Here is a 22,881-nt window from a genome sequence, read left to right on the forward strand (position 1 = left end):
ATGCCGGCGGGAGGGATGAGCGGAGACGCAATATGAGCGGCGCTGCCGAAGGCCAGGACGGCACACACGAGGGCCACAAGGAACAGCACCCCTTCGAGGAACAGATGACCCGCTGCGCATACTGTGGCCGGGGGATTTACCAGGACAACGGAGGTATTCTCTACCCGTATTGCCGAGACAACGACGGAGCGTGCCAGGCGGCGGCTGCCCAGCAGCGGGAGCGCAACCGACAGGCAGGCGGACTTACGGGCCAGGTCGCAGCAACCTGGGACATCGTTGATCAGCTTCAGCAGGCGAGCTGTATGTTGGCGCAAGCGTTGACGACGGGCCTCAGCGTGGCGGGTGTGGAGGAGACCTTGGCTCGTATCCGGGCGGAGGCCGCCGCAGAGATTGCGGTTGCCCAGGCCGAACGCGAAAGCGCCCAGCGCGTAACCGCAGACGCGTGGGCACGCGCGGCCGAGGACCAGAAGCGGGCAGAGACCGCCGAACGCCACGCTGCCGAAGCCGAACAACGGGCCCAGGGGAAGGTAGCCGAGTACCGCAGGATCCGCGCCGCGTACGACGCGGCTGCTGCGGCATCGGAGAACGACGCCGCGCTGCGGCTTGCAGCAGTCACCGAACGCGACCGGCTCGTTGCCCAGAACGGGGAGCTCACCAAGGTTTTGGAGCAGACTCGCGCCGAGATGATGGCGATGCACGCCAGGTCGGCCGAGGCACTGTCGGCGGCCCAGGCGGCTCAGAACCAGGCAAGTGCCTCGGCGCACGAGATCGAAGAGCTACGCAGGCAGTTGGAACAGGCGGAACAGGAGAAGCGCTATGCCCTGACCGTCCGGCAGGAAGCCGAGTCCGCACTCTCCGCGGCCGGCCAGGCCCGTGACGAGGCGCAGGCCGGGTTCAAGCAGGCGAAACGGCAATGCGACGACGCTCTGTCGGCGGTGCATCGGTTGACTGAAGAGCGGGACCAGCTCACCGCCCATGTCCACGAGACGCAGAGGAACGCACGCCATGCAAACCAGCGCCTGGCCAAGCAGCAGAAAATATTGGCCACGTTGTCCGCAGAACTTGAGGCGGCTCGCGCGGAAGTCGACCGCGCACACCGTCAAATCGATCAACTCACCCAAGGCGTTGTCACGTCGGCACCACAACCCTTGCAGACGCGAGGTGCGCTGGAGCGAGTGCAATGAACCCGAGTGTGAAAACGCTGGAGTCCTCCCTGGCGCGCTTCAGTTGCCGGTTTCCGCGGTGGGGTGCGCGTTCGCCGCGGATCGAGCTGCCGGAGGACTTGGTGACCGGGGCGAGTCCGGCGAAGGAGGCGAGGTACCCGGAGGTGGCGAAGGTCGAGCCGTCGCCGATGGTGACCAGCAGGGTGGCACCGGTCCTGATGCCCACGCCGGGCAGCGACATCAGGAGCTGGGAAAGAGGGTGGGCCTCCAGCAGGTCTTTGATCTGGGCTTCCAGCATGGAGCACGGCGAACAGCTGGCCGGCGAGCGAGGGCACGATCGTCGATGCGGCTGCCGTGCCTGGCACGGTCACCTTCCGCTCGTCCAGCGCGGTGAATATGTCCTCGGCCAGGCGTCCTGCCATCCGCGGCGTCTTTGGTCTCTCTGGATGCCCTTGATGTTCTCCACCGCCATCGCGCCGGCCAACTGCGGGTCCTCGCCCAGCGTCTCGTAATCGCACCCGCCCTGCGGCAGCCGCACGATGTTGACCATCGGCGCGTACGGGACTGGGTAGCCGCGCGCGCCTTCGTCCTGCCCGATCACCTTGCCGTACCCGCCGGCGAGCGTCGTGTCGAAGCTGGCCGCCAGCGACACCGGCGCCGACAGCGCCGTGGCCTCCTGCCCGTCGCCCACCCCGGCCGCACCGTCCGTGAACCCTGCGGGATACCCAGCCGGGGAACCCCGGCGACGTACCCCACCGCAGGCTCCCCGGGCGGGCGCATGACGCCCTACAGCAGCGTCGCCTTCTCCGCGATGGTCATCTGGCTCAGCAGAACGGTCACGCGCTGCTCGAGCGGATCCGTACCCGCCGCGGTGGCGGCTACCTGCGCCGCGAGATCGACAGCGCCGCGACGCAAAGCGTCCCGGCAGCGACGAGTCGGGTGACCACACCCCGCTCGCGTCGCCTGAACCGGGTCGTTGTCCTCGTGTCTCCTTCCGTTCTTTTCCATGCGCGAAGGGGCATGGACCCGGTGTTCGGGCGTCGCGTCGCACTGCCGGCCGACGTGGCACCGGCTACTCGGCGGCGATCTGGGTGTTGCCGAGTAGCCGGTGCGTAATCCCTGCGGGTGGTATCAGCGGGTGATCATGTCCAGGTCGACCGCGTTCGCCATGGCCTGGTAGCCCATGTCGCTGGGGTGCAGGTGGTCCCCGCTGTCGTAGGCGGGCTTCATCTGCTTGAGGTTGCTGGGGTCGCGGATCGCGGCGTCGAAGTCCACGAAGCCGTCGAAGCTGCCGGGGGTGCGGATCCAGGTGTTGACCGCCTGGCGGGTGGTTTCACGGGCATCGTTGTAGTAGCCCGAGCCCTTGTCGGGCAGGATCGTCCCGCCGTAGATCTTGATACCCTCCGCGTGTGCCTGTCCGATCACTTTCTGGTAGCCGGCGATGATGTCCTGCGCGGACGGGATGGTGGTGTTCTGCGTCGTCACCTGGGAGTTGCCGATGTCGTTGATGCCCTCCAGCAGGATCACCGACTTGACGCCCGGCTGGTCGAGGACATCCCGGGAGAAGCGGGTGACCAGGCTGTCCTGCTGACCACCGCCGACGGGTGTGGCCGTGGACGTCAGCACGCGGTTGGCGCCGATGCCGGCGTTCACGACGCCGAGCGGTGTCGCGTTCGCGTTGAGTCGCCGGGCGAGGTCATCGGGCCAGCGTGCCTCGGCGCCGGTGGTCGATCCTGATCCGTCGGTGATGGAGTCGCCCACCGCGACCAGGGTCCTCTTGTCTTGCGAGCCCGAGAACACGTCGAGGCCGTCGAGGAAGTACCAGGATGTGCTGGTGCCGGAGTAGTTGGCGGTAGAGGTGTCGTTGACATGGTTGCCCGAGGCGATGTAGGTGGTCTCGTGGGCCTCTGGATGCCAGGTGGAGGGACCGGTGGATCCGGGCAGGTAGATGCTGACCAGGAGGCTCTGATCGGCGTCCAACACCTCGCCGATCAAGTCGCTGGTCCGGTCGCCGCCGGCGGGGATGGAGACACTGGTCGCGCCGTTGAAAAAGACGGTTTGGCTGTAGGCCACCGTGCCGCCCGATGACCGGGTCGCGATAGTGACGGCGCCGACAGCCAGCGGCGCGGTCCCGTACCGGTTCGTCAGCCGCACGCGCGCCCCCCAACCTGCCGTGGTGCTGTGAACGACCATGCGGATGGTCTGGTTGGTGAAGGCGGGTCCGTTGGAGCAGGGAGCGGCGGCCCAGGCGCCTTTCCAGCCCGGATTGGAGAACTGCCATTTCTGGGCGTCGGTGCCGTTGCAGTCGTAGATCTGCAGTTGAGTGCCCGGCGTCGGGGACGCGAGGGGATCGTCCAGGCAGCGCCCTGACTGCGGGTTGCGCAGCGCGCCGTTGGACTGGACCTCCCAGACCTGCGCGCCGGTGCCGTTGCAGTCGTACAGCTGCACCAAGGTGCCGTTGTCCTTCGCTCCGCCGGCCACGTCCATGCACTTGCCCAGTGCCCGGAACGTCCCGTTCGACTGCGCGGTCCACTGCTGCGCGCCGGTGCCGTTGCAGGTGTAGAGCTGCACCGCTGTGCCGTTGTTGTTGTTTGACGAGCGCACGTCCAGGCACATGCCCTTATAGCCGGTCACCGCCCCGATCGTGGCTGCGCCGGCTGGCTGCGACAGTACGAAGGTCGGTGTGAGGGCTGCGAGGAGCAGCCCCAGAACAGCGATTATGCGTCTCACAGGTGTCTCCGAATCTGGGGCGGATGACCGCGGTGAACAGCAGCGGTAGCACCGGCCGCGGCACTCGGGAGGGCCGAGGCCAAGGGTTCAGCTGCTGAAGAACTGCAGGCAGTAGAGCGAGTAGCCCCGCTGCATGCCTCGGGCCGTGCCGCACATCCGTAAGTAGCGCCCCGAGCCGGACAGCCTGTGATGTTCTCTACGCCGCCGGATCCGTTGCTGGTGGAGTGGATGGTCGACCAGTTGGTGGCGTCGTTGGAGGTCTGGATCTGGTACGCCTTGCCGTATGCGTTCTCCCAGCTGAGGAGTACGTGGCTGACCGGCTGTATCGAGCCGAGGTCGTCCTGGAGCCACTGCGCGTCGGAGAACCGGCCGGACCAGCGCGTGGTGGGATCGCGGTGATCAGCCGCTTGAACCGCGGGTCGCAGTACACCAATCCAATTCGCCGACCCGCGACTCGCCTTGCCTGCCAGCAGCCGGGGTGGTCGGCATCGTCGCCGACGGTGCGCACTGGCCTCAACTGCTCCAACGTGTCGAGGGCCGGGACGGGCTGTCGACACGTTGGAGCAGCATCCTCAGTCGAGCGTTGCGAGCGGAGATGCACGCTTACGTACATTTCGCTGACGCCTTACAAGGCGTCACGTCCGAACTCGTCGGCTACAACAACGACCGATACCATTTCTGGGCGTCGGTGCCGTTGCAGTCGTAGATCTGCAGTTGAGTGCCCGGCGTCGGGGACGCGTCGGGGTCGTCCAGGCAGCGATCTGACTGCGGGTTGCGCAGCGCGCCGTTGGACTGGACCTCCCAGACCTGCGCGCCGGTGCCGTTGCAGTCGTACAGCTGCACCTTGGTCTCGTTGTCCGTCTTTCCGCCGGCCACGTCCATGCACTTGCCCAACAGGCGCAGGCTGCTTCCGTCTTGGTAGACCACCTGAGCATCTGTGCCGTTGCAGGTGAACAGCTGCACCGCTGTGCCGTTGTTGTTCTTGGAGCCGGCCGCGTCGATGCACGGTCCAGCAGTATTGGTGAGGTTGATCGGGCCCCGCGGTACAGGTAGAGTCCATTTCTGCCGATCGCTGCCATTGACGCAGGGCTTGATCTGCAACTGGGTTCCGTCGTCGCTTGTGGTTCCGGGTACGGCGAGGCATAGACCGGATTGGGGGTTTCGGATCCCTCCCGAAGAAGTGGGCTCCCAACGTTGTGCGCCGGTGTTGTTGCACGGATAGAGTTGAATGTTGGTGCCGTCACTCATTCCTCCTCCCGTCACGTCCACGCATTTGCCGAGGACGCGCAGCGATTGGTCCCAGGTAACGGTCACTCGCTGAGCGGGCGTGCCGTTGCACTGTTGGAGCTGGATCGGCGTTCCCTGGGCTGGATTGGCCCCACGCACGTCGATGCATTTGCCGGCAAGGCCCGTGACCGGTCCGATCCTGCTGCCGGCCATCTCGATCTGGACGGTGTGTTGACCCGTCAGGTCGGTGGGGATGATCGGGGCGTGGTTTGCGCCGTCCAGCTTGAATTCCTTGATCGCGTTGCCCGCCCCAAGGATGGAGATATCCAAAGTCGCGTTGCGGTACTTGATTTTCATGCTATCGAGCCTGGCGGCCGAAACGTTGAAGTTGGCCGGTACCGTGGGGCGGAATTCCAGTCCGTTCTCCGTGAGGTTCATCCCGAACAGGCCGTGGTAGATCATGGCCAGGAAGCCCGAGGCGCTCCACAACTGGCGTTCTGAGCCGCGGAGGCTGCCGTCGGGGAGCCTGGGGTTCCCGTCGTCCTTGTAGAACTCTTGGAAGGTGTCGGTCTGGTGCTGCAGTGACAGCAGCTTGCGCAGTTCGGAGTGGAAGGTGTCCACGTCGCCTTGCGATGCCGCGGCCCAGGCCCAATATCCCTGGACGAACGGCCAGATCATGCCGTTGTGGTAGTACTGCGAGGTGTCTGTGCCGCTTTCGTTGCCTTCCCATTCGGGGTATTTGGGCCAGAGGGTGGGCATCCCCGCCGACGGGAAGCCGGTCATCCGCGGTACGTTCTGCAGGACCTTCGCCGCCTTATTGTCGTCCGCCACCCCCCACAAGATCGCAAGTGCCTCTCCGAGTCCCTCTATCCGGTCTGACTTGGCGCCTACTGACGTGATGCCGCGAGTTACGGTGTTCTTTACTTCGACGTAGTAGGCGTAGTATCCCTTATCCTGATCCCATAGGTTGCCATTGATGGCTGCCTTCAAATTTGCGGCCTTGTTGGTGTAGGTTTGCGCATCCGTCGCTTTCCCCAACTTGGTTGCCATCTTGGCCGCGATCTGGTAGCCGCGATAGTAGAGCAGATTGGTGCTCAGCGCCATGGTCTTCTTTCCGGCCGAATCATAGCCCGCTCTCTCGTCCTCCCAATATTTCGAGGGGTAGGCGCTGAACGACTCCATGAAGACAGAACATCCTTTGAACAGCCCGGTCGAGTCCTGGACTTCGCGCTCTGCCCGCTTCAAGGTGTTCTGTGTCAGCTCGTAGCTCCAATCCAGGAACGACTGAGTGCCGTTGAAGTCTGCGGTATTTCCCTCGGTGAGGTAGATAGACCAGGCCCCGACCGCTCCGACGATTGAGTCCGTCAAGTCCGGCCACTTGGGAAAGTGTCCGGACTGGTCCTGGTACCACACCTTGGCATTGGAATTATTGGGATCCTGTTGGACCATCTTGGAGATGGTCTTCCGTGCGATGTCCGGGTACGGGATCGCCAGACCGAGGTCAGCAGAGAACGAGGTGTCGCGCAGCCAAGCCTGGTCCCAATGCTTGCCGGCGTGGAAATGGGAGATGCCACCGAAGTTGAACACCTCACCTGTGCCCTGCACGTCGTTGGATTTATCATTCCAGATATCCTGGACAGCCTTGCTGTAGGCGTCATTGATGTAGTTGAACGGCGTGCCCAACGTCGGCGCCGGATCGCCTTCCGCGGCCCACCCCGGGGCAGCCAGCGTTGGAACCAGCGCAACAACCATTGCGACGGGCACCGCCCACGCAGCCGACAATCTTGGTCGGTTCATGGCACTCTCCTTTCTCTTGTGCATCTTGTTTCTCTTGTGCATCTTGCGCGTGAGCGGATGGTTCACGGTTGGTGGGCCGGACCACGCTGAGTAAGAGGTCCACCGCTGGAATGAGGTGTGTCCGAAACGCTCGGCCGCCGGGTCAGGGCGGTCGGCGGCCGAGCTGTCCCCGGGGTGTGGCAGGTGGTTGCGGCTGCGGTGATGAGGGCGGCGACCTCCTCTGGACGCGACAGGGGCGAGCTGTGGCCGGTCGGCAGGCTGACGGTAGTGGCGCCGATCCGTTCGGCCATCCACCGCTGGGCCCGTGGGTTGAGGGCGTGGTCGTGTTCGGAGATCTGGTACCAGGAGCGCGTGTGGAGCCAGGCGGGCTTGCCCGACGGCGCGTGCAGGCAGCGGAGCGAGGCCGGCTTGTGTGTTCTGGCCATGCTCATGACTCGCCATTGCGGGGCATCGGAGCCGAAGACCCGCGAGTAGAGGTCGTGGTCGATGCGGGCCATGTCGCCACGCTCGGTGGGGCGCATGGCGGAGGCCAGCGCAGTGGGAGGGAAGCGGCTGGTGATGTCGGCGATGCTCTCGTCTTCATCAGGGGCGAACGCCGCGACGTATACCAACCCTGTCACGTTCGGCGCCTGCAGCGCCGCGTTGGTGACCACCACCCCGCCGTAGGACCATCCGGCCACGACGACCGGTGCGGGCCACTGTTCCAGTGCCTGCCGGGTGGCGGCGATGTCGTCGACCAGCGAAGTCAGGGGTAGCTGCACGGTGTTCACCCAGTATCCCGATCCCCGAAGGATCGGCGTGACCTCATTCCAGATCGACTCATCGGTCCACAAGCCATGCACCAGCACAATAGTGGCCACCATGGGCAATGCCTGCCTTCACGTACGGGGTGTGGGGTGCTGAACCGAGGGGGATAGGCTGTGGCCTGCCGGCCTCGTCTCGGTTCAGCCATGATCGGACGACTGGCAGGAGAAGTGGGCTGCGCGAGCGCCGCATGCATAAGGTGAGGGCAGGCGTTCCCAGCCGGTGCGTCCGTACGCTATGTCCAACACCTCCCTCCTGTGGGGCACCGTGGCGGCCGTCAGTGTCGACGTCCCTTCCCGGTTCCCATAACTTTCTGTGAGAGCGTTGGCCGAGTATCCAGTCAAGGGGGCGGCTGTGGACACCGGGAAAATACCTGCACGGGTACTTCCCTCTCGGCGACTACATGCAGGGTCCATCTCCAGGCTGATCTGGCGCGGGCCGGTCACACCGCGTCGTGCACCGACGTGAGGCACGGCATCCGCCGCAGCATGGGCCGCGTCGGCTCAAGGTATGACAACGCCATCGCCGAATCGTTCTTCCAGGGCCTCGAGCGCGAGTTGCTGCACGGAAGTCGCTGGACCTCGAAGGCGCAGACACGGCTGGAGCTGTTCGGGTGGCTGTCGTACTACAACCAGCGCCGCCGCCACTCCGCCCTCGGCCACCTCGCGCCAGGCGAGTATGAACAGCAATTGATCACGTCACGTACGCTGTCACTCGTCGCATGAAACCCGGTGTCCGCCCCCGGGCATCAACCTCAGAAACGACCTCACCCCACCACCGGCGCCACCACCACGCCCCCCAACGTCCGCCCCACCAGGAACGACCGCCCCCTCACCGCCCGCCCCTCAACCGGAACCCGGTGCTCACCCGGTTCCAGCACCCCGTCGAACACCTCCCTCGTGTATGTGCGGTACAGCCGGTCCAGACGGTACGCGACGAGCCGTACCCGACACGTCGAGGTCACCTCCACGTGTGCCACCCCCGCCGACGACGTCAGGCCGACCAGCCTCCGGCGCTGCGGCGGGCTGCGGTCCAGGGCGTGTTCTATCTGGGCGACCAGCACGGGAATGATGGGGGCGAGCCCGTCCACAAACGCCGCGTCCGCGCCCGCCGCCTCGAACGCCGCACGCACCGCCGCGCGTTCGGGTTCGGCGACCGCGTGGCCGAAGGCGACGGCGCCGTAGCCGAGGAGTTCGTCCGCGTGGACCTCGGTCCCGTCCTGGGTGATGTCCGCACCGATGCCGATGGTCCGAAGAGCCGCAGCGAGCTTGGCCAGCAGGGCGACGCGCGCGCCGATGAGCAGGACCCGCCGGCGCCGTGGCGGGGCCTCGCCGTCCGGCAGCAGGCGTTCGAGCTCGGCGCGGTACGCATCGCCGCGGAAGCGGAACGGCCCAATCCCGCGGTAGCCGTTGCGTTCCAGGTCCGCCGCCCCGGACGTCTGCCAGGCGAAGTCCCGCCACACGATGTCGTCGCCGTCGCACTCGATGACGGCCGTCACCGCGCCGCATTCGATGGACTCGCACTCGGGGCAGCCGTAGATCACGCAGCGCCCGTCCGCCAATGGCGCCGGCGCGTCCAGCATCAGGGTGCGCAGCTGGGCGGTGAGTATCGCCGGCGGTACGTCGGAGGCCAGCGGAGAGACGGCATCGAGGTCGCAGAGCTGGAACAGCAGCGGCCGCCGGTCGACGACGAAGTCCATGAAGTCCCGGTGCACTTGGTGGCCACCATCCGCGAGGACTCCCCCGACCCGCATCGCCGGCTCCAGCTCGAAGGTCGCGTACACGGCAGACATGTCCTGAGTATCCCCACCTATGACCCGTTCTGAGCACAGCGTCCGCCGTTGGGTTACGGTCCCGTCATGAGCGGCGACGTGTTGGTGGTGGGTGGCGGGGTCATAGGGCTGACGACGGCGATCGTGCTTGCGGAGAGTGGCCGCCGCGTACAGGTGTGGACGCGGGACGCGCCGCAGGAGACGACATCCGCGATGGCGGGCGCGCTGTGGTGGCCGTACCGCGTCGAGCCGCTGGGGTTCGTCGGCGCATGGTCGCTGGCCTCGCTGCGGGTGTACGAGCAGCTCGCGGCCCGCCCGCAGGAGACGGGGGTACGCCTGGTAGCAGGCGTACACGCCCATGAGCGGCTGTCGGATCTGGGGCCGTGGGCCGCCGAGGTGGCGGGTCTGCGCGAGGCCCGCGCCGAGGAGCTGCCCGAGGGGTACCGGAACGGGCTGTGGGCCAGGCTTCCGCTGATCGACATGCCGGTTCATCTGGGCTGGCTGCGACGGCGGTTGGAGGCCGCGGGCGGCAGAGTCGTGACGCGTACGGTGAAGAGCTGGGCCGAGGCGTCGGAATGGGCGCGGGTCGTGGTCAACTGCACCGGGCTCGGCGCGCGCGAGCTGGTCGCGGACACCCGGCTTAAGCCGGTACGGGGGCAGTTGGTGCTGGTGGAGAATCCGGGCATCGACCAGTGGTTCACCGCGGCCGACCGGGCGTCGGCGAAGACGACGTATTTCTTCCCTCAGCCGGACCGGCTGATTCTGGGCGGCACGGCCGAGGAGGACGACTGGCGGCTCACGCCGGATCCGGCGGCGGCCGAGGAGATCGTCGAGCGGTGTGCGCGTATCCGCCCGCAGATCGCGGGGGCGCGCATCCTCGGACACCGCGCGGGACTGCGTCCGGTGCGGACAAGCGGCGTGCGGATCGAGGCCGAGGAACTACCGGGCGGCAGGCTGCTGGTCCACAACTACGGCCACGGCGGCGCCGGTGTGACGGTCGCCTGGGGCTGCGCGGAATCGGCGGCGGCGCTGGCCGGGCGATGACCGCAAAGGGGGCATCGCTGACGCGTCGGGTCAGCGCGCCCGACTGGGCGGCGGACACGGCCTGCGCGGGCGCGGCGGCGAACAGCAGCCCACTGGCCATCGCGGCGGTCACGGCGAGAGTGGTGATACGGCGCATCTCAAACTCCAAGTGCATGGCCGTGCGCCCCCGTTGAGGGGGGTGTCTTTGTCACGGTCGCTCACCGGCAGCAGGCGCAGCACTTCGAAGGCGGCCGACCGTGCTGGTCCGCGAGAAGACCGGGGGCGCGGCTTGCGGTCACGCGATCAAGCCCGTGACCTGGGCGGATGATGTGTCGGCACCCGCAGACGTGGCGGGAGCGGATCGCCGCGGATGACCGTTTGCGGGTCCGCCTGCTGCCCCGAGGGACGGCCGGTAGCCGCGCTGACGGACGGGCTTGATGGCTGGGCGCGCCGACCCGTGAGGTGGGATCATCGTCGTTGAGGAGCACCGCCTCCGGCAATGGCTTGCCAGCAGCTGCCGCTGTTACCCGGCCGATCGGCTTGCCCTGTGGACGGAGGTGAGCTCTGCGGGTAAGGGGTGGCACGGGACAAAGGCATCCAATGTGTGTCGCGGCCGTCACCCGAGGCCACAATGCGACAGTCTGCGGAGCTCTGGCCGAAGCCGACACTCGAGGTGACCACATTGCATGTTCTGATCATCGGTGATCGTTTCATCCCTGCCGCGTATTTCGCGGACGCTCTGGCGGAGGTCCCTGCTTCCCCCTTTGGCCCGCTCGACAGCATCGACTGGCCGGGGACGAAGGCGGAGCAGCACGCGGCGCAGCAGGCCATGGAATGGCAGGGGCCCGAGGTGGGGGTGTCCGATGAGATCCTGGCCGCGGTGGGCGAGGCCGAGGTGCTGGCGGTGCACTTCGCTCCGGTTCCTTCGGCGGTACTCCGAGCCGCCCCGAAGCTGCGGGCCGTGTGTGTGGCCCGCACGGGGCTGGAGAACGTCGCCGTCACCACCGCGACCGCCCGCGGGGTGGCTGTTGTGCCGGTGTTCGGCCGCAATGCATCGGCCGTCGCCGAGCTTGCTGTCGGCCTGATGCTCGCAGAGGCGCGGGACATCGCTCGCTCAGATGCCTCGGTCAAGGCCGGTGGGTGGCGCAAGGATTTCGGCCGTCCCGGCCGCGAGATCGGTGACAGCACAGTCGGCCTGATCGGCATGGGGCATGTGGGGCGCACGTTCGCAGAGCGGTTGCGCGGCTTCGGCGCCCGTATGCTCGCGTACGACCCCTACGTGTCCGATGAGGTGCTGACTCGGTGCTCGGTCGCGCGGGCCGATGATCTGGACGTGATCTTCCGGGAGTCGGATTTCGTCCAGCTGTTCGCTCGGCTGACGGGCGAGACGGAGCGGTTCATCAGCGCACGCCACTTTGCGCTGATGAAGCCGACTGCCTACTTCATCAACACGGCACGCAGCCGCTTGGTGGACACCGGCGCTTTGTATGACTGTCTGGAAGCCGGGCGGATCGCCGGGGCCGGGCTGGATGTGCAGGACGAGGAGCCCCTTCCTGTGGACAGTCCTTGGCGCGTGCTGGACAACGTCACAATCACGACCCACAGCGCCGGTGACACGACGACCACGACGCGGCGGTCGGCGCGGCTCGTCGCCGAAGCCGTCGTTGAACTGGCGAAGACCGGCCGGTGCGCGTCCGCGGTCAACGCCCGTGAACTGGGATGGGTGTAACGGAATGACTCCGCTCAGGCCTGACCTGGTGCTCGGTGTGGATGCGGGACACACCATGACCAAGGCCGTGCTGTTCGACGCTGCCGGCCGGCAGCTGGCACAGGGCAGCGGCACGCTGTCGCTGGAGACCCCTCACCCATGCTGGGTCGAACGGAACATGGACGAGGCATGGCAGTCCGCGCACCGGGCCATCAGTGCCTGTCTCGCCAAAGCGGGGCCAGGGGCGGGGCGGGCCGTCGCCGCGGTCGGGATGACCGGGCACGGCGACGGCCTGTACCCCGTCGACAGGGAAGGCCGACCGGTTCGGGCCGCGATCGTCGCGATGGACACGCGCGCCAAGCCGGTGCTGGATGCCTGGCAGGACACACCGGTCTGGTCCCGTGCCCTCGCGCTGTCGGGCACGGTGCCCTTCGCGGGTTCGCCTGCCGCGTTGCTGGTGTGGCTGCAGCGCCATGAGCCACAGACGCTGCAGCAGGCCCGCTGGCTGCTTTCCTGCAAGGACTGGCTGCGCCTGCGGCTGACGGGCGAGGTGTCCACTGATCCCACGGACGCCAGCGCCTCGTTCACCGACATGCGACGGGGCGGTTACTCACCGGAGCTGCTGGACCTGTACGGGCTCGGCGCGCTCGCCGACAAGCTACCGCCCGTCCTGGCCAGTGACACCGTCGTTGGAACTGTGACCCGCGAGGCCGCGGCGCTCACTGGGCTCGCCGCTGGTACCCCCGTGGTTACCGGCGCCCACGACGTGGACGCGGCCGCGCTAGGGATCGGCGGCGCGGCGCCCGGTCAACTGTGCCTGATAGCCGGGTCGTTCAGCATCAACGAGGTGGTCACTGAGCACCCCGTCGTCGATCCCCGCTGGCAGGTCCGCCGGTTCGTCCACCCGGGGCAGTGGATGACCATGTCCACCTCACCGACTTCGGTGGCGAACCTGGAGTGGTTCCTGCAGGTCATCGGGCTGGCCGAACACCGTGACAGCGTCCACGAGGCAATTGGTCGGGACGTCGAGGCATGCTTGCCCGGTCCGTCGGAGGTGCTGTTCCACCCGTTCGTCTATGGCTCGCCTCACCAGGGGGCCACGTCCGGCACGTTTCTCGGCTTGCGCGGCTGGCACGATCGCGGTCACCTGCTCCGGGCTCTGATGGAAGGCATCGTCCTGAACCACCGCTGGCATGTCGACGCGCTTGGCTCGCGACTTTCAGTGACCGGGCCGGCCCAGCTGACGGGCGGCGCCGCGCACAGCGAGGTGTGGAGCCAGATGTTCGCAGACGCACTGCAGCGGCCGGTCGAAGTGGCCGATGTCGAGGAAAGCGCTGCGCGGGGGGCGGCTCTGCTGGCCGCGACCGCTGTCGGGCTCATTGACGGCGTCGCCGACCCACGCGCCGGTGCCGCCCTGCTCAGGCGGCATGAGCCGGCCGCTGAGCGGGTTGCTGTGCTCGAGGAGGCCTACCAGGTCTACCGGGAGGCCATGGACGCTCTGGGCCCGGTATGGGCGCGTTTGGATGCGTGCGGGACTGCCGAGTGCGAGGCACCCTGAGGACCGCCCTGCAGCCCCTAGATCACACAAGGAACGTTAGAGCCCGAGTCGAGTTACTGGATTTTATGAGATTTGTTGGGCAAATCTATTGCAAATGGCTCCGGCGGGAGCATATATAAGACATGACGACACCTCTCGCGGCCTGCCCCGCAGTCCGGGACCTGGTCACCCGCCACCTGGGGTGGCACCGGATTCCTTCCACAGCCTGAAAGCTCCGGCCATGTCTCCCTACTCGGCCCGCCCGGCCTCCCTCGGCCCCCCGCCCCTCGCCCCATGGGTCGACATCACGCGACCGGGACTGAAGACCCTGGCCCCGCGCCGTTCACCGAAGGCCCAGTTCACCCTTCCGGCACAGAAGGCGCTGGTCGGCTGCTTCCGCGACGCCGCCACCCATGTACTGACCCTCTGGAACCTCTCGGACGACGAGCGTGAGGCGGCTGTCCTGGTCGTGGGAGAACTCGCCGCCAACGCGGCCACGCACGGGCGAACCGAGATGTCGCTGTGCCTGACCCTTGATCCGGGCGCGCTGTGTATCGTCGTGAGTGATCAAGGAGAGCCTACCGAGCCGCACGTCCGAGGCGCCGACGGCGATCCGGACGAGCACGGCCGCGGCTTGGGCATCGTCCACGCCCTCTCCTTCCGAGTCGACCTGCATCACGATGATCATGGAACACTCGTCGTGGCCTGGCTGGCCGCCACGACCAACCAGACGAGAGCCGACTGACCCCGGCGCCACTGCGACCATCTCCCCTCTTGCCGCGCTCCCCCACCCACCGCATCAGCGCCGCCGCACCCGGGCGGCTGCCCGAGAGTCTTCCTCGGGCAGCCGCCCGGCTTGCTGCCGGCCGCGCGTCCAGCAGGCGAGTTACGTCAGGACCGGCGCGCTGTTGCGTCGATATGGCGGCTGGGCGCCGGCGCGGGTGCAGGTGTCCGCAGCGATCTCCACCGCGTACGCAAGCAGCCGTTCGAGCTCCTCGGCGGTCAGCCCAGCGACGCCCCCTCGGCTGAGCCGGCTCGTCCGGTGCAGGTAGGCGAGCGCCCCTGCGGTGAAGGCGTCACCCGCTCCCACGGTGTCGACTACCTCGACCGCCGGGGCGGGCACATGCACGCAAGCGGTTCGGCCCGCAGCCCAGGCGCCCCGGGAACCGAGCGTGATCAATACGAGCCCTGCCCCGGACGCCAGCCAGCGGTCGGCCACCGCCTCGTACGGCTCGCCCGGGTGGAGCCAGGCCAGGTCCTCCTCGCTCGCCTTCACCACGTCGGCGAGTGCAACCCAGTCGGTGAATCGGCGGAGATAGGCTGCACGGTCGGTGACCAGGCCCGGGCGCACGTTCGGGTCGAGTGACACCAGCCGCCGGCCCGACTCCCGGCGCAGCAGTCCATCAAGAGTCGAGGCCAGTGGTTCCAGCAGCAGTCCTAGCGAGCCGACGTGCAGCGCCGCTGCCTCGGGAAGTCTCCCGTCGTCCGGCAGCGCGGCGAGATGCGTCGGCTGCAGGCCGCGGTCGGCGGTGCCGTTGGCGTGGAAGGAGTAGACGGCCGACATGTCATCGCCCAGGTGCACGGCGGCGAGCGTGGTCGGGTCCGGCGTCCGCAGCACGTGCGTGAGGTGTGTGCCGGATTCCGCGAGGTGTCTGCGCAGCAGGTCGCCGAAATGATCGTCGGAGAGACGTGCGAGCAGCGCTGCAGGGACGCTGAGGCGTCCGAGGCCGGCAGCGACGTTCAGGCAGGAGCCTCCCGGGCGTGGCTGGTAGGCCGCGTCACCGTTGGCCGTGCGCGCGGGCGTCAGGTCCACCAGCGCGTCTCCGGCGACAATGACAGCGGGCTGGTCTGCGGGTTTTGGTATGGAGCTCATACGGGTTCCTCGGGGACGAACGGCGCGGTCGGGGGCTGGGTGCTGTTCGGCCGTCCGCCCGGGGCGGAAGGGCACGACACCTCTTGCAAGACGTCACGACGATAGATTCCCAGAGATTTTCTCGCAAGATATGTTAACAATGGCGTCGTCTCCTGCTAATAATTCAGCCATCGATATCGCTCCCGACACCCCAGGGAGGCATCGACATCCCCCCTCTCAGCCGAATCTCAGTCAAGGTCCGACGAGGCTCCGCCGCCGAGCGGCTGACGCGCGGCGCCACCGTGGGAGCCGCCGGCCACTTTCCCGCCCCATCTGTACGAGAGGTCCCCTTCATGCGATCGATGAGATACGCCATCCTCGCCAGCACCGCCGCCACCGCGCTGCTAGCCACCGCCGCCTGCTCCGGAGCCGGGGCCGGCGGGTCCTCCGGCGGCGGGAAGAGCATCAATGTGCTGATGGTCGGCAACCCTCAGATGGAGGACATCGCGAAGCTGACGCAGAGCACGTTCACGAAGGAGACCGGTATCAAGGTCAACTTCACGATCCTTCCCGAGAACGAGCTGCGCGACAAAGTCACCCAGGACATCGCCACCCATGCCGGCCAGTACGACGTCGCCACCATCGGCGCCTACGAAGTCCCCATCTGGGAGAAGAACGGCTGGCTGCACGAGCTTGGGTCCTACGCCGACAAGGACGCGAGCTTCGACAAGAGCGACCTGCTCAAGCCGATGGTGCAGTCGCTGTCCGGTTCGGACGGCAAGCTCTATGCCCTGCCGTTCTACGGCGAGTCCTCCTTCCTCATGTACCGCAAGGATGTCTTCGCCGAGAAGGGCCTGAAGATGCCCGAGCATCCCACCTGGCAGCAGGTTGGAGACCTCGCCGCCCGGGTCGACGGCGCCGAGCCCGGCATGAGAGGCATCTGTCTGCGCGGCCTGCCCGGCTGGGGCGAGCTCGGGGCGCCGCTGACCAGCATGGTCAACACCTTCGGCGGCACCTGGTTCACCAAGGACTGGCAGGCACAGGTCAACACCGGCGGCTTCAAGGACGCGACGAAGTTCTACGTCGACCTGGTCCGCAAGCACGGTGAGGCCGGCGCGGCCCAGGCCGGGTTCACCGAGTGCTTGAACGCCATGAGTCAGGGCAAGGTCGCCATGTGGTACGACGCCACCAGCGCGGCTGGTTCGCTGGAAGACCCCAGCACCAGCAAGGCCGCCGGAAAGATCGGCTACGCGTACGCGCCAGTGGAGAAGACCGCCAGCAGCGGCTGGCTGTGGGCCTGGGCGTGGGCGATGCCGCAGACCACCAAGAAGGCCGACGCCGCCTCGAAGTTCATGCTGTGGGCGTCCAGCAAGAAGTACGAGAAGCTCGTCGGAGATCGTCTGGGCTGGCCACGCGTCCCCGCCGGCAAGCGCGCCAGCACCTACCTGATTCCCCAGTACAACAAGGCTGCCGCCTCGTTCGGCGACATCACCCTGAAGTCCATCCAGCAGGCCGACCCGTCCAACCCGGGCGTCCAGCCGCGGCCCACGGTCGGCATCCAGTTCGTCGCCATCCCCGAGTTCCAGGACCTCGGCACCAAGGCCACGCAGGAGATCTCCGCCGCCATCGCCGGCAAGACCAGCGTGGACAAGGCACTCGATGACGGTCAGAAGCTCGCGGAGGACGTCGCCAAGAACTACAAGTGAGCCGCCCTGCCCCGGCCGGAGTCCGCGCCCGGCCGGAGCAGCTTCCCCGCTCAGCACGCCCCCAGACCGCCGACGGCGAAAGAAAGCCCATGCCCACGCTCAACCATCCCCTCCGAACGAAGACCACGGGGCCGCCTGCCCGCCCGGTCAGACGACGCTCAGGCGATAGCAAGTGGCGGCGCCGTTTCCCGCTGCTTCCGGCGCTGGTATTCACGGTCATCGTCACGCAGCTGCCGTTCGTGGCCACACTCGTCATCTCCACCTTCCAGTGGAACATCCTGCGGCCGGGCGACCGTCATTTCACCGGCCTGTCCAACTACGCGTTCGTCTTCACCGACGAGCGGTTGCGTCATGCGGTCCTCAACACCGTCGTCCTCACAGCGTCCGTGGTGGTCGTCAGCGTGCTGCTCGGACTGGGCCTGGCTCTGCTGCTCGACCGCCGCTTCCTGGGCCGGGGCCTTGCACGCACTCTGCTGATCGCCCCGTTCCTGGTGATGCCTGTGGCCGCAGCGCTGCTGTGGAAGCACGCCCTCTACAACCCCGACTACGGGCTCCTCAACGGCACCCTGAACGCTGTCTGGCAGCTCTTCGGTGCCGAGCACGGCCCCACCGTCGACTGGGTCTCCACCTTCCCCATGCCGGCCCTGGTGATCGCGCTGGTGTGGCAGTGGACACCGTTCATGATGCTCATCCTGCTGGCCGGCCTGCAGGCCCAGCCCGGTGACGTACTGGAGGCTGCCAGGGTCGACGGGGCCTCCGCGCTGCAGACCTTCCGCTTCGTCACGCTGCCGCACCTGCGGCAGTACATCGAGCTGGGCGTCGTGCTCGGCAGCATCTTCGTCGTGCAGACCTTCGATGCCGTCTACACCATCACCCAGGGCGGGCCCGGCTCCCAGACCACCAACCTGCCTTACGAGATCTACCTGACCATGTTCCGCAAGTTCGAGTACGGCCAGGCCGCGGCCGCCGGCGTCGTCGTGGTGATCGGCTCGATCGTCATCGCCACGTTCGCCCTGCGGGTCGTGGCCTCCCTGTTCCGTGAGGAGGTGTCCCGATGACCGCCACCACCACGCCTGCGGCCGCCGGCACCGGCATCCGCAGGCTGCACCGCCGCCGCAAGCAGAGCGACGACCCCGGCCAGGCACCCCGCCTGTCGCCCCTGTGGACGTTCATCGCGTGGCTGGCCACCCTGGCCTTCTTCGCCCCCGTGGCCTGGATGGTGCTCACCTCCTTCCACCAGGAATCGGATGCGGCGACAAACCCACCCAGCCCGTTTGCCCCGCTCACCTTGCACCAGTACGACCTGCTGCTGGGCCGGGACATCGCTCCGTTTCTGCTCAACTCGGCCATGGCCAGCGTCCTGTCGACCCTGCTGGTCCTCTCCCTGGCGGTGCCGGCCGCCTACGCACTGTCCATCAAGCCGGTCAAAAAGTGGACCGACGTGATGTTCTTCTTCCTGTCCACCAAGTTCCTGCCGCTCATCGCCGCGCTGCTGCCGATCTACATGATCGTCAAGGACATCGGAATGCTGGACAACATCTGGACGCTGGTCATCCTCTACACCGCCATGAACCTCCCGATCGCGGTCTGGATGATGCGCTCGTTCCTCGCCGAGGTCCCCAAGGAAATGCTGGAAGCCGCCGAGGTCGACGGCGCGGGCCTGCCCACCGTACTGCTGCGGATCGTCGCGCCCGTCGCCATGCCAGGACTCGCGGCCACCTCGCTGATCTGCTTCATCTTCAGCTGGAATGAGTTCATGTTCGCGGTGAACCTCACCGCGACGCAGGCGTCCACCGCGCCCGTGTTCCTGGTCGGATTCATCACCAACGAGGGCCTGTTCCTGGCCCGGCTGTGCGCGGCGGCCACGTTGGTGTCACTGCCAGTCCTCATCGCCGGTTTCGCCGCCCAGGACAAGCTGGTGCGCGGCCTGTCCCTGGGAGCCGTCAAATGAGTGCCGCGGCGGCCGTGATAGGCCGGGCAGCACCCGGCGCCCTCTGCGCCCCGGCGCTGCGGGAGACGCACACGCCCCAGGCCATCGCTCGTCACCGCCCGCGAGTGCGCCCCCTGCACGGGCCTGCCCGATGGCGGGTGTACCAACGACGGGACGTCCTCATATGCGGCCGCCTCCAGCCGGCCGCGTTTCCGGATGCGATCGCTTGCTTCCCCACCGGCCTCAGCCGTGAGGCAAACGGCCAAGCCCGGCTGCCCCACCGTGGGGACGCCCGAATGGAACGGAACCCCATGACCGAGACGATCCGCCGCGTTGTCGTCCGCTCCCGCGACGACATCGCCATCGAGCATGTGCCTGCTCCAGTCCCCGGGGACGACGAACTTCTGGTGCGCACCACGGTCGTTGGCGTATGCGGCTCCGACATCCATGCCGCAGCCGGTCACCATCCGTTCATCGACCTGCCCTACTACCCCGGCCATGAGGCGGTCGGTGTTGTGGCCTGGGCGGGGAAGGGGGCCGAGGACTTTGCCCCCGGCGACCGGGTCGTCGTCGAACCGAACCTGTACTGCGGTCGGTGCACCCAGTGTCGCTCCGGCCGCTACAACATCTGCCAGGAACTGAAGGTCTTCGGCTGCCAGACACCCGGCGCCATGACCGACCTGTTCACCATCCCCGCCGCCCGCGTCCATCGCATCCCCGACGCCATGACCGATCTCCAGGCCGCCCTCATCGAGCCGCTGGCCACCCCGGTGCATGCCGTGGCGAAGGCCGGCGACCTCAGCGGCCGCACCGTCGCCATCCTCGGCGCCGGCCCCATAGGCCTGCTCACCCTGGTCGCAGCCCGGCACGCGGACGCCACCCGTGTCGTCGTCACCGACCTGCTGCAGGGCAAGCGGGACCGGGCGCTGCGCCTCGGCGCAGACGGGGCCCTGCACGCCGACGCCCGCGACCTGGTCGCGCAGGCCCACGCGGCACTCGGCGGTCCGCCCGACGTCGTGTTCGACTGCGTGACTCGCGAGCACTCCATGGCCCAGGCCATTGGCCTGGTCGCCAAGGGCGGTCAGATCGTCGTAGTGGGAGTGGGAGCCGCCGGCACCACTCCGATCCGCCTGGACCTGGTCCAAGACCGGGAGATCCGCATCGAAGGCACCCTCATGTACACGGCTGCGGACTACCGCACCGCCATGTCCCTCATTGCCTCCGGCGCCGTCGACACCGACGAACTCGTCACCGCCAGCTACGGGCTGGACGACGCCGCCAAGGCTTTCACCGCCTCCGCGGATCCGGAACAGGTGAAAGTCCTGGTCACCGTGAACGGTCCGTAACGCCTCGCAGCCGAGCACCCGCCGTCCGGCCGGAGCAGCGCGTAGCCCGCCCCAAGCCGCACAACCTCCGGCTTCCAACTGCCCGTGTGCGAGACTGCGAGACCAAAGTGCCCACTGCCATCCGACGCCGCAACCAACGCGAACCCTCGTCCCTGCCCAGCCCGCCCAGGGACCCGGCTATGAGGCAGCACGGGAGTGTGACCGGCACAGACGAAACGTCCACAGGTCGCGGCGCCGCAACCGCGGTGCCGTCAGGGGCCGGTTTTCATCCAATGCCGTTGGGCAGAAACCGACCCGAAGGGGAAAGGAGAGGCGCTGTGCCCGCCCGTACGCGACCCTCGCAGGCCGCCGTTCAGGAACGACGGCAGGCCATTTTGCGCTACGTCGTCGAAAACGGTGAGACCCGCATCGACGAGCTCGCCCAACGCTTCGACGTCAGCCTGATGACCATGCACAGGGATCTGGACGACCTCGCCGGCCGCCATCTGCTGCGCAAGGAGCGCGGCCGTGCACTCGCCTTCCCGGCACTGACTATGGAGACCGCCACCCGCTTCCGTGAACACAGCGACCTCGCCGCCAAGACGGCACTGTGCGCGGCCGCGGTCAACCGGATCAAACCGGGCAGCACCGTGCTCATGGACGACTCGACCACCCTTTTCCCCCTGGTCCCCCTTCTGGCCCGGCTCGACCAGCTCACCGTGGTTACCAACTCCGTCGGCCTGGCACAGCGCCTCGGCGCCGCGCCAGGGATAAGCATCACCCTGCTGGGAGGGCACTACCACGGCGACTTCAACTCCTGCACCGGCCCCGCCGTCACCCGCGCCCTCTCCCAGATCCACTCCGACCTCGCCCTCATGTCCGCCACCGCAGTCCTGGAAGGCCGCCTGTTCCACCCCCTGAACGACTACGTCGAGGTGAAACTCGCCATGCTCGCCTCCGCCGAACAGGCACTGCTCCTGGCAGACCACTCCAAGTTCGGCAAGACCGCCACATACGCCTACGGCACCGTCGCCAACTACCAAACAGTCATCACCGACACCGCCGTCCCCGACACGGAACTCGCGGCCATCCGCGCCCTCGGAGTACCCGTCGAAACGGTCAACCCCGAAGAGCCTTCACTGTGATACACAGCCTGTTCGAAACACCGAGCGCATACACTCCCAGCGACACCGACATGGCGGCACCCATGCCGCCGGTGCAGGCCGTGCTGTTCGACTTCAGCAATACGATCTTCCAAATGATCGACCTGGAGACATGGCTGCAACGGGTCGGCGCCGCCTCCGGCCGCCTCACCTTGCTGGACGGCGACGACGCCCTGGCGGAAATCTCCCGGCAGCTGCGCACAGCCTTCCGGCTGCCGGCCACCGCCGCCCTCCAAAAGGGCCGAGACCTCTCCCCCCAGCGGCACCACCGCGCCATGCTCGGCTGGTGGCGCCACGTGGACTTTATTCGCGGCGTGGAAGCGACGGCCTACCGGGAACTCACAGCCCCGGACGCCTGGACGCCTTACCCGGACACCGAGCCCACCCTGCGCACACTCCGGGACCGCGGACTGCGCATCGGCATCGTGAGCGACTTCGCCTGGGACCTGCGGACCCATCTCGCCCACCACCACCTGGACCACCTGGTAGACAGCTGCGTCATCTCCTACGAGCAAGGCCGCGAGAAACCCGACCCGCAAATGTTCCTCAAAGCGTGCGACGGCCTCGGCACCGACCCCCGGGCCACCCTCATGGTCGGCGACGACCCGGTGCGCGACGGCGGCGCATCAGCTTGCGGACTGCGAAGCTACATCTTGCCGGCCGAAACCCGTACCGGTGACCGAGGCCTTGCGGACGTTCTCCGCCTGGTGACCTGAGGCGTCCCTCCCAAGGACAGCAGCCGAACATTGGGCGGCCGCCGTTCTACCTCAGCTGGCGGAAGTCTGCGTCGGTGAGGGGACCGGCACCGGCGCCTCGGTCGGCGGCACCCGGACCGGCCTCGAGCTGGACGTTCGGGTCGGGGGCGGCACCGGGACCGGCCTCGAGCTGGACGTTCGGGTCGGGGCCGGAACCGTGCCGGTGGTCTGGGGCGGAGCGGGGGGGACCGGCACCGGCGCCTCGGTCGGGGTCGGGGTCGGCACGGGCTTCGTGGTCGAGACGGGTCGGTGTTGAGGAGCGGGGGGCCGGTCCTCAGCAAAGGCATTCGGCAGAACGACCAGCCCGACGCCCAGTCCTGCTATGGCCAAGACGGAACCGCCGGCCATCCATGCCGTCCGAGCCCGGCGACGAGCCCGCACGCCGGCCTG

General features: G+C 67.5%; 19 protein-coding genes and 2 pseudogenes. 12 read left to right on the forward strand and 9 right to left on the reverse strand.

From position 1 onward, the window contains the following. The first annotated feature begins 32 nt into the window (after positions 1-32). Positions 33-1,184 carry a chromosome segregation ATPase gene (locus FBY35_RS05330; RefSeq protein ID WP_142212673.1) on the forward strand — a complete coding sequence of 384 codons (1,152 nt, stop codon included), beginning with the start codon at positions 33-35 and terminating at the stop codon, positions 1,182-1,184. Between the two features lie 31 nt (positions 1,185-1,215). On the opposite strand, the pseudogene FBY35_RS36920 reads toward FBY35_RS05330, so the two are convergent. The 7 genes and pseudogenes from FBY35_RS36920 to FBY35_RS05360 form a co-directional block, all read right to left on the reverse strand. Beyond that, positions 1,216-1,603: pseudogene (locus tag FBY35_RS36920) on the reverse strand (transposase); the annotation flags it as partial. Next, a complete protein-coding gene (locus FBY35_RS36035; RefSeq protein WP_160159230.1) occupies positions 1,531-1,854 on the reverse strand; it encodes a glycoside hydrolase family 3 N-terminal domain-containing protein in 324 nt (107 codons plus the stop codon). The pseudogene FBY35_RS36920 and the gene FBY35_RS36035, both read right to left, overlap by 73 nt. A gap of 95 nt (positions 1,855-1,949) precedes the next feature. Continuing rightward, positions 1,950-2,078 (reverse strand): hypothetical protein, encoded by a 129-nt coding sequence (locus FBY35_RS36925; protein WP_260848518.1) that lies wholly within the window; start codon positions 2,076-2,078, stop codon positions 1,950-1,952. Positions 2,079-2,294: 216 nt separating this feature from the next. Further along, positions 2,295-3,797, reverse strand: a complete 1,503-nt coding sequence (locus tag FBY35_RS05345) for an SGNH/GDSL hydrolase family protein (protein ID WP_142212676.1) — start codon at positions 3,795-3,797, stop codon at positions 2,295-2,297. A 92-nt stretch (positions 3,798-3,889) separates the two neighbouring features. Next, entirely contained in the window at positions 3,890-4,450 is a 561-nt protein-coding gene (locus tag FBY35_RS05350; protein ID WP_260848519.1) for a discoidin domain-containing protein, read from the reverse strand. 97 nt (positions 4,451-4,547) lie between these two features. Continuing rightward, complete coding sequence (locus tag FBY35_RS05355) at positions 4,548-6,917, reverse strand: ricin-type beta-trefoil lectin domain protein (RefSeq protein ID WP_160159231.1); 2,370 nt, start codon at positions 6,915-6,917, stop codon at positions 4,548-4,550. A 62-nt stretch (positions 6,918-6,979) separates the two neighbouring features. Continuing rightward, the gene (locus FBY35_RS05360; RefSeq protein WP_260848665.1) at positions 6,980-7,780 is read right to left on the reverse strand and encodes an alpha/beta fold hydrolase; all 801 of its coding nucleotides are present in this window, start codon (positions 7,778-7,780) and stop codon (positions 6,980-6,982) included. 390 nt (positions 7,781-8,170) lie between these two features. On the opposite strand from FBY35_RS05360, the pseudogene FBY35_RS05365 reads away from it, so the two are divergent. Next, a pseudogene (locus FBY35_RS05365) lies at positions 8,171-8,446 on the forward strand (integrase core domain-containing protein); the annotation flags it as partial. 41 nt (positions 8,447-8,487) lie between these two features. On the opposite strand, the gene FBY35_RS05370 reads toward FBY35_RS05365, so the two are convergent. Further along, positions 8,488-9,513: an oxidoreductase gene (locus tag FBY35_RS05370; protein ID WP_142212679.1), complete on the reverse strand. Its 1,026-nt coding sequence runs from the start codon at positions 9,511-9,513 to the stop codon at positions 8,488-8,490. Positions 9,514-9,579: 66 nt separating this feature from the next. Between FBY35_RS05370 and FBY35_RS05375 the strand changes: the two genes are divergently transcribed. From FBY35_RS05375 to FBY35_RS05390, 4 genes are all read left to right on the forward strand, one after another. Continuing rightward, a complete protein-coding gene (locus FBY35_RS05375; RefSeq protein ID WP_142212680.1) occupies positions 9,580-10,536 on the forward strand; it encodes an FAD-dependent oxidoreductase in 957 nt (318 codons plus the stop codon). Between the two features lie 556 nt (positions 10,537-11,092). Further along, positions 11,093-12,244, forward strand: coding sequence for an NAD(P)-dependent oxidoreductase (locus tag FBY35_RS05380; RefSeq protein WP_260848520.1), 1,152 nt, complete (start codon positions 11,093-11,095; stop codon positions 12,242-12,244). 4 nt (positions 12,245-12,248) lie between these two features. Then, positions 12,249-13,781: an FGGY-family carbohydrate kinase gene (locus FBY35_RS05385; protein ID WP_142212681.1), complete on the forward strand. Its 1,533-nt coding sequence runs from the start codon at positions 12,249-12,251 to the stop codon at positions 13,779-13,781. Positions 13,782-14,001: 220 nt separating this feature from the next. Further along, positions 14,002-14,505: an ATP-binding protein gene (locus tag FBY35_RS05390; protein WP_160159232.1), complete on the forward strand. Its 504-nt coding sequence runs from the start codon at positions 14,002-14,004 to the stop codon at positions 14,503-14,505. Between the two features lie 141 nt (positions 14,506-14,646). Here FBY35_RS05390 and FBY35_RS05395 read toward each other — a convergent pair whose 3' ends face one another. Further along, a complete protein-coding gene (locus FBY35_RS05395; RefSeq protein ID WP_142212683.1) occupies positions 14,647-15,633 on the reverse strand; it encodes a carbohydrate kinase in 987 nt (328 codons plus the stop codon). A 332-nt stretch (positions 15,634-15,965) separates the two neighbouring features. Here FBY35_RS05395 and FBY35_RS05400 point away from each other — a divergent pair, with 332 nt between their 5' ends. The 6 genes from FBY35_RS05400 to FBY35_RS05425 all read left to right on the forward strand — a co-directional run bounded on the left by FBY35_RS05400 (position 15,966) and on the right by FBY35_RS05425 (position 22,452). Then, positions 15,966-17,318 (forward strand): sugar ABC transporter substrate-binding protein, encoded by a 1,353-nt coding sequence (locus tag FBY35_RS05400; protein WP_142212684.1) that lies wholly within the window; start codon positions 15,966-15,968, stop codon positions 17,316-17,318. Between the two features lie 89 nt (positions 17,319-17,407). Next, positions 17,408-18,376 carry a carbohydrate ABC transporter permease gene (locus FBY35_RS05405; RefSeq protein WP_142212685.1) on the forward strand — a complete coding sequence of 323 codons (969 nt, stop codon included), beginning with the start codon at positions 17,408-17,410 and terminating at the stop codon, positions 18,374-18,376. After that, positions 18,373-19,269, forward strand: coding sequence for a carbohydrate ABC transporter permease (locus FBY35_RS05410; protein ID WP_142212686.1), 897 nt, complete (start codon positions 18,373-18,375; stop codon positions 19,267-19,269). The genes FBY35_RS05405 and FBY35_RS05410 overlap by 4 nt, the downstream gene beginning before the upstream one ends. Before the next feature lie 290 nt (positions 19,270-19,559). After that, the gene (locus tag FBY35_RS05415) at positions 19,560-20,594 is read left to right on the forward strand and encodes a zinc-binding dehydrogenase (RefSeq protein WP_142212687.1); all 1,035 of its coding nucleotides are present in this window, start codon (positions 19,560-19,562) and stop codon (positions 20,592-20,594) included. Between the two features lie 317 nt (positions 20,595-20,911). Next, positions 20,912-21,718, forward strand: a complete 807-nt coding sequence (locus tag FBY35_RS05420; RefSeq protein ID WP_260848521.1) for a DeoR/GlpR family DNA-binding transcription regulator — start codon at positions 20,912-20,914, stop codon at positions 21,716-21,718. 50 nt (positions 21,719-21,768) lie between these two features. Next, entirely contained in the window at positions 21,769-22,452 is a 684-nt protein-coding gene (locus tag FBY35_RS05425; RefSeq protein WP_260848522.1) for an HAD family hydrolase, read from the forward strand. Positions 22,453-22,881: the final 429 nt, after the last annotated feature.

This window comes from Streptomyces sp. SLBN-118 (assembly GCF_006715635.1).
Classification (GTDB): domain Bacteria; phylum Actinomycetota; class Actinomycetes; order Streptomycetales; family Streptomycetaceae; genus Streptomyces.

Excerpts from the sequence above, each read along its gene's own strand:
- FBY35_RS05330 (WP_142212673.1), top strand. The coding sequence starts at position 33 with ATGAGCGGCGCTGCCGAAGGCCAGGACGGCACACACGAGGGCCACAAG.
- FBY35_RS05355 (WP_160159231.1), bottom strand. The coding sequence starts at position 6,917 with ATGAACCGACCAAGATTGTCGGCTGCGTGGGCGGTGCCCGTCGCAATG.
- FBY35_RS05360 (WP_260848665.1), bottom strand. The coding sequence starts at position 7,780 with ATGGTGGCCACTATTGTGCTGGTGCATGGCTTGTGGACCGATGAGTCG.
- FBY35_RS05370 (WP_142212679.1), bottom strand. The coding sequence starts at position 9,513 with ATGTCTGCCGTGTACGCGACCTTCGAGCTGGAGCCGGCGATGCGGGTC.
- FBY35_RS05375 (WP_142212680.1), top strand. The coding sequence starts at position 9,580 with ATGAGCGGCGACGTGTTGGTGGTGGGTGGCGGGGTCATAGGGCTGACG.
- FBY35_RS05385 (WP_142212681.1), top strand. The coding sequence starts at position 12,249 with ATGACTCCGCTCAGGCCTGACCTGGTGCTCGGTGTGGATGCGGGACAC.
- FBY35_RS05390 (WP_160159232.1), top strand. The coding sequence starts at position 14,002 with ATGTCTCCCTACTCGGCCCGCCCGGCCTCCCTCGGCCCCCCGCCCCTC.
- FBY35_RS05395 (WP_142212683.1), bottom strand. The coding sequence starts at position 15,633 with ATGAGCTCCATACCAAAACCCGCAGACCAGCCCGCTGTCATTGTCGCC.
- FBY35_RS05400 (WP_142212684.1), top strand. The coding sequence starts at position 15,966 with ATGCGATCGATGAGATACGCCATCCTCGCCAGCACCGCCGCCACCGCG.
- FBY35_RS05405 (WP_142212685.1), top strand. The coding sequence starts at position 17,408 with ATGCCCACGCTCAACCATCCCCTCCGAACGAAGACCACGGGGCCGCCT.
- FBY35_RS05410 (WP_142212686.1), top strand. The coding sequence starts at position 18,373 with ATGACCGCCACCACCACGCCTGCGGCCGCCGGCACCGGCATCCGCAGG.
- FBY35_RS05415 (WP_142212687.1), top strand. The coding sequence starts at position 19,560 with ATGACCGAGACGATCCGCCGCGTTGTCGTCCGCTCCCGCGACGACATC.
- FBY35_RS05425 (WP_260848522.1), top strand. The coding sequence starts at position 21,769 with ATGGCGGCACCCATGCCGCCGGTGCAGGCCGTGCTGTTCGACTTCAGC.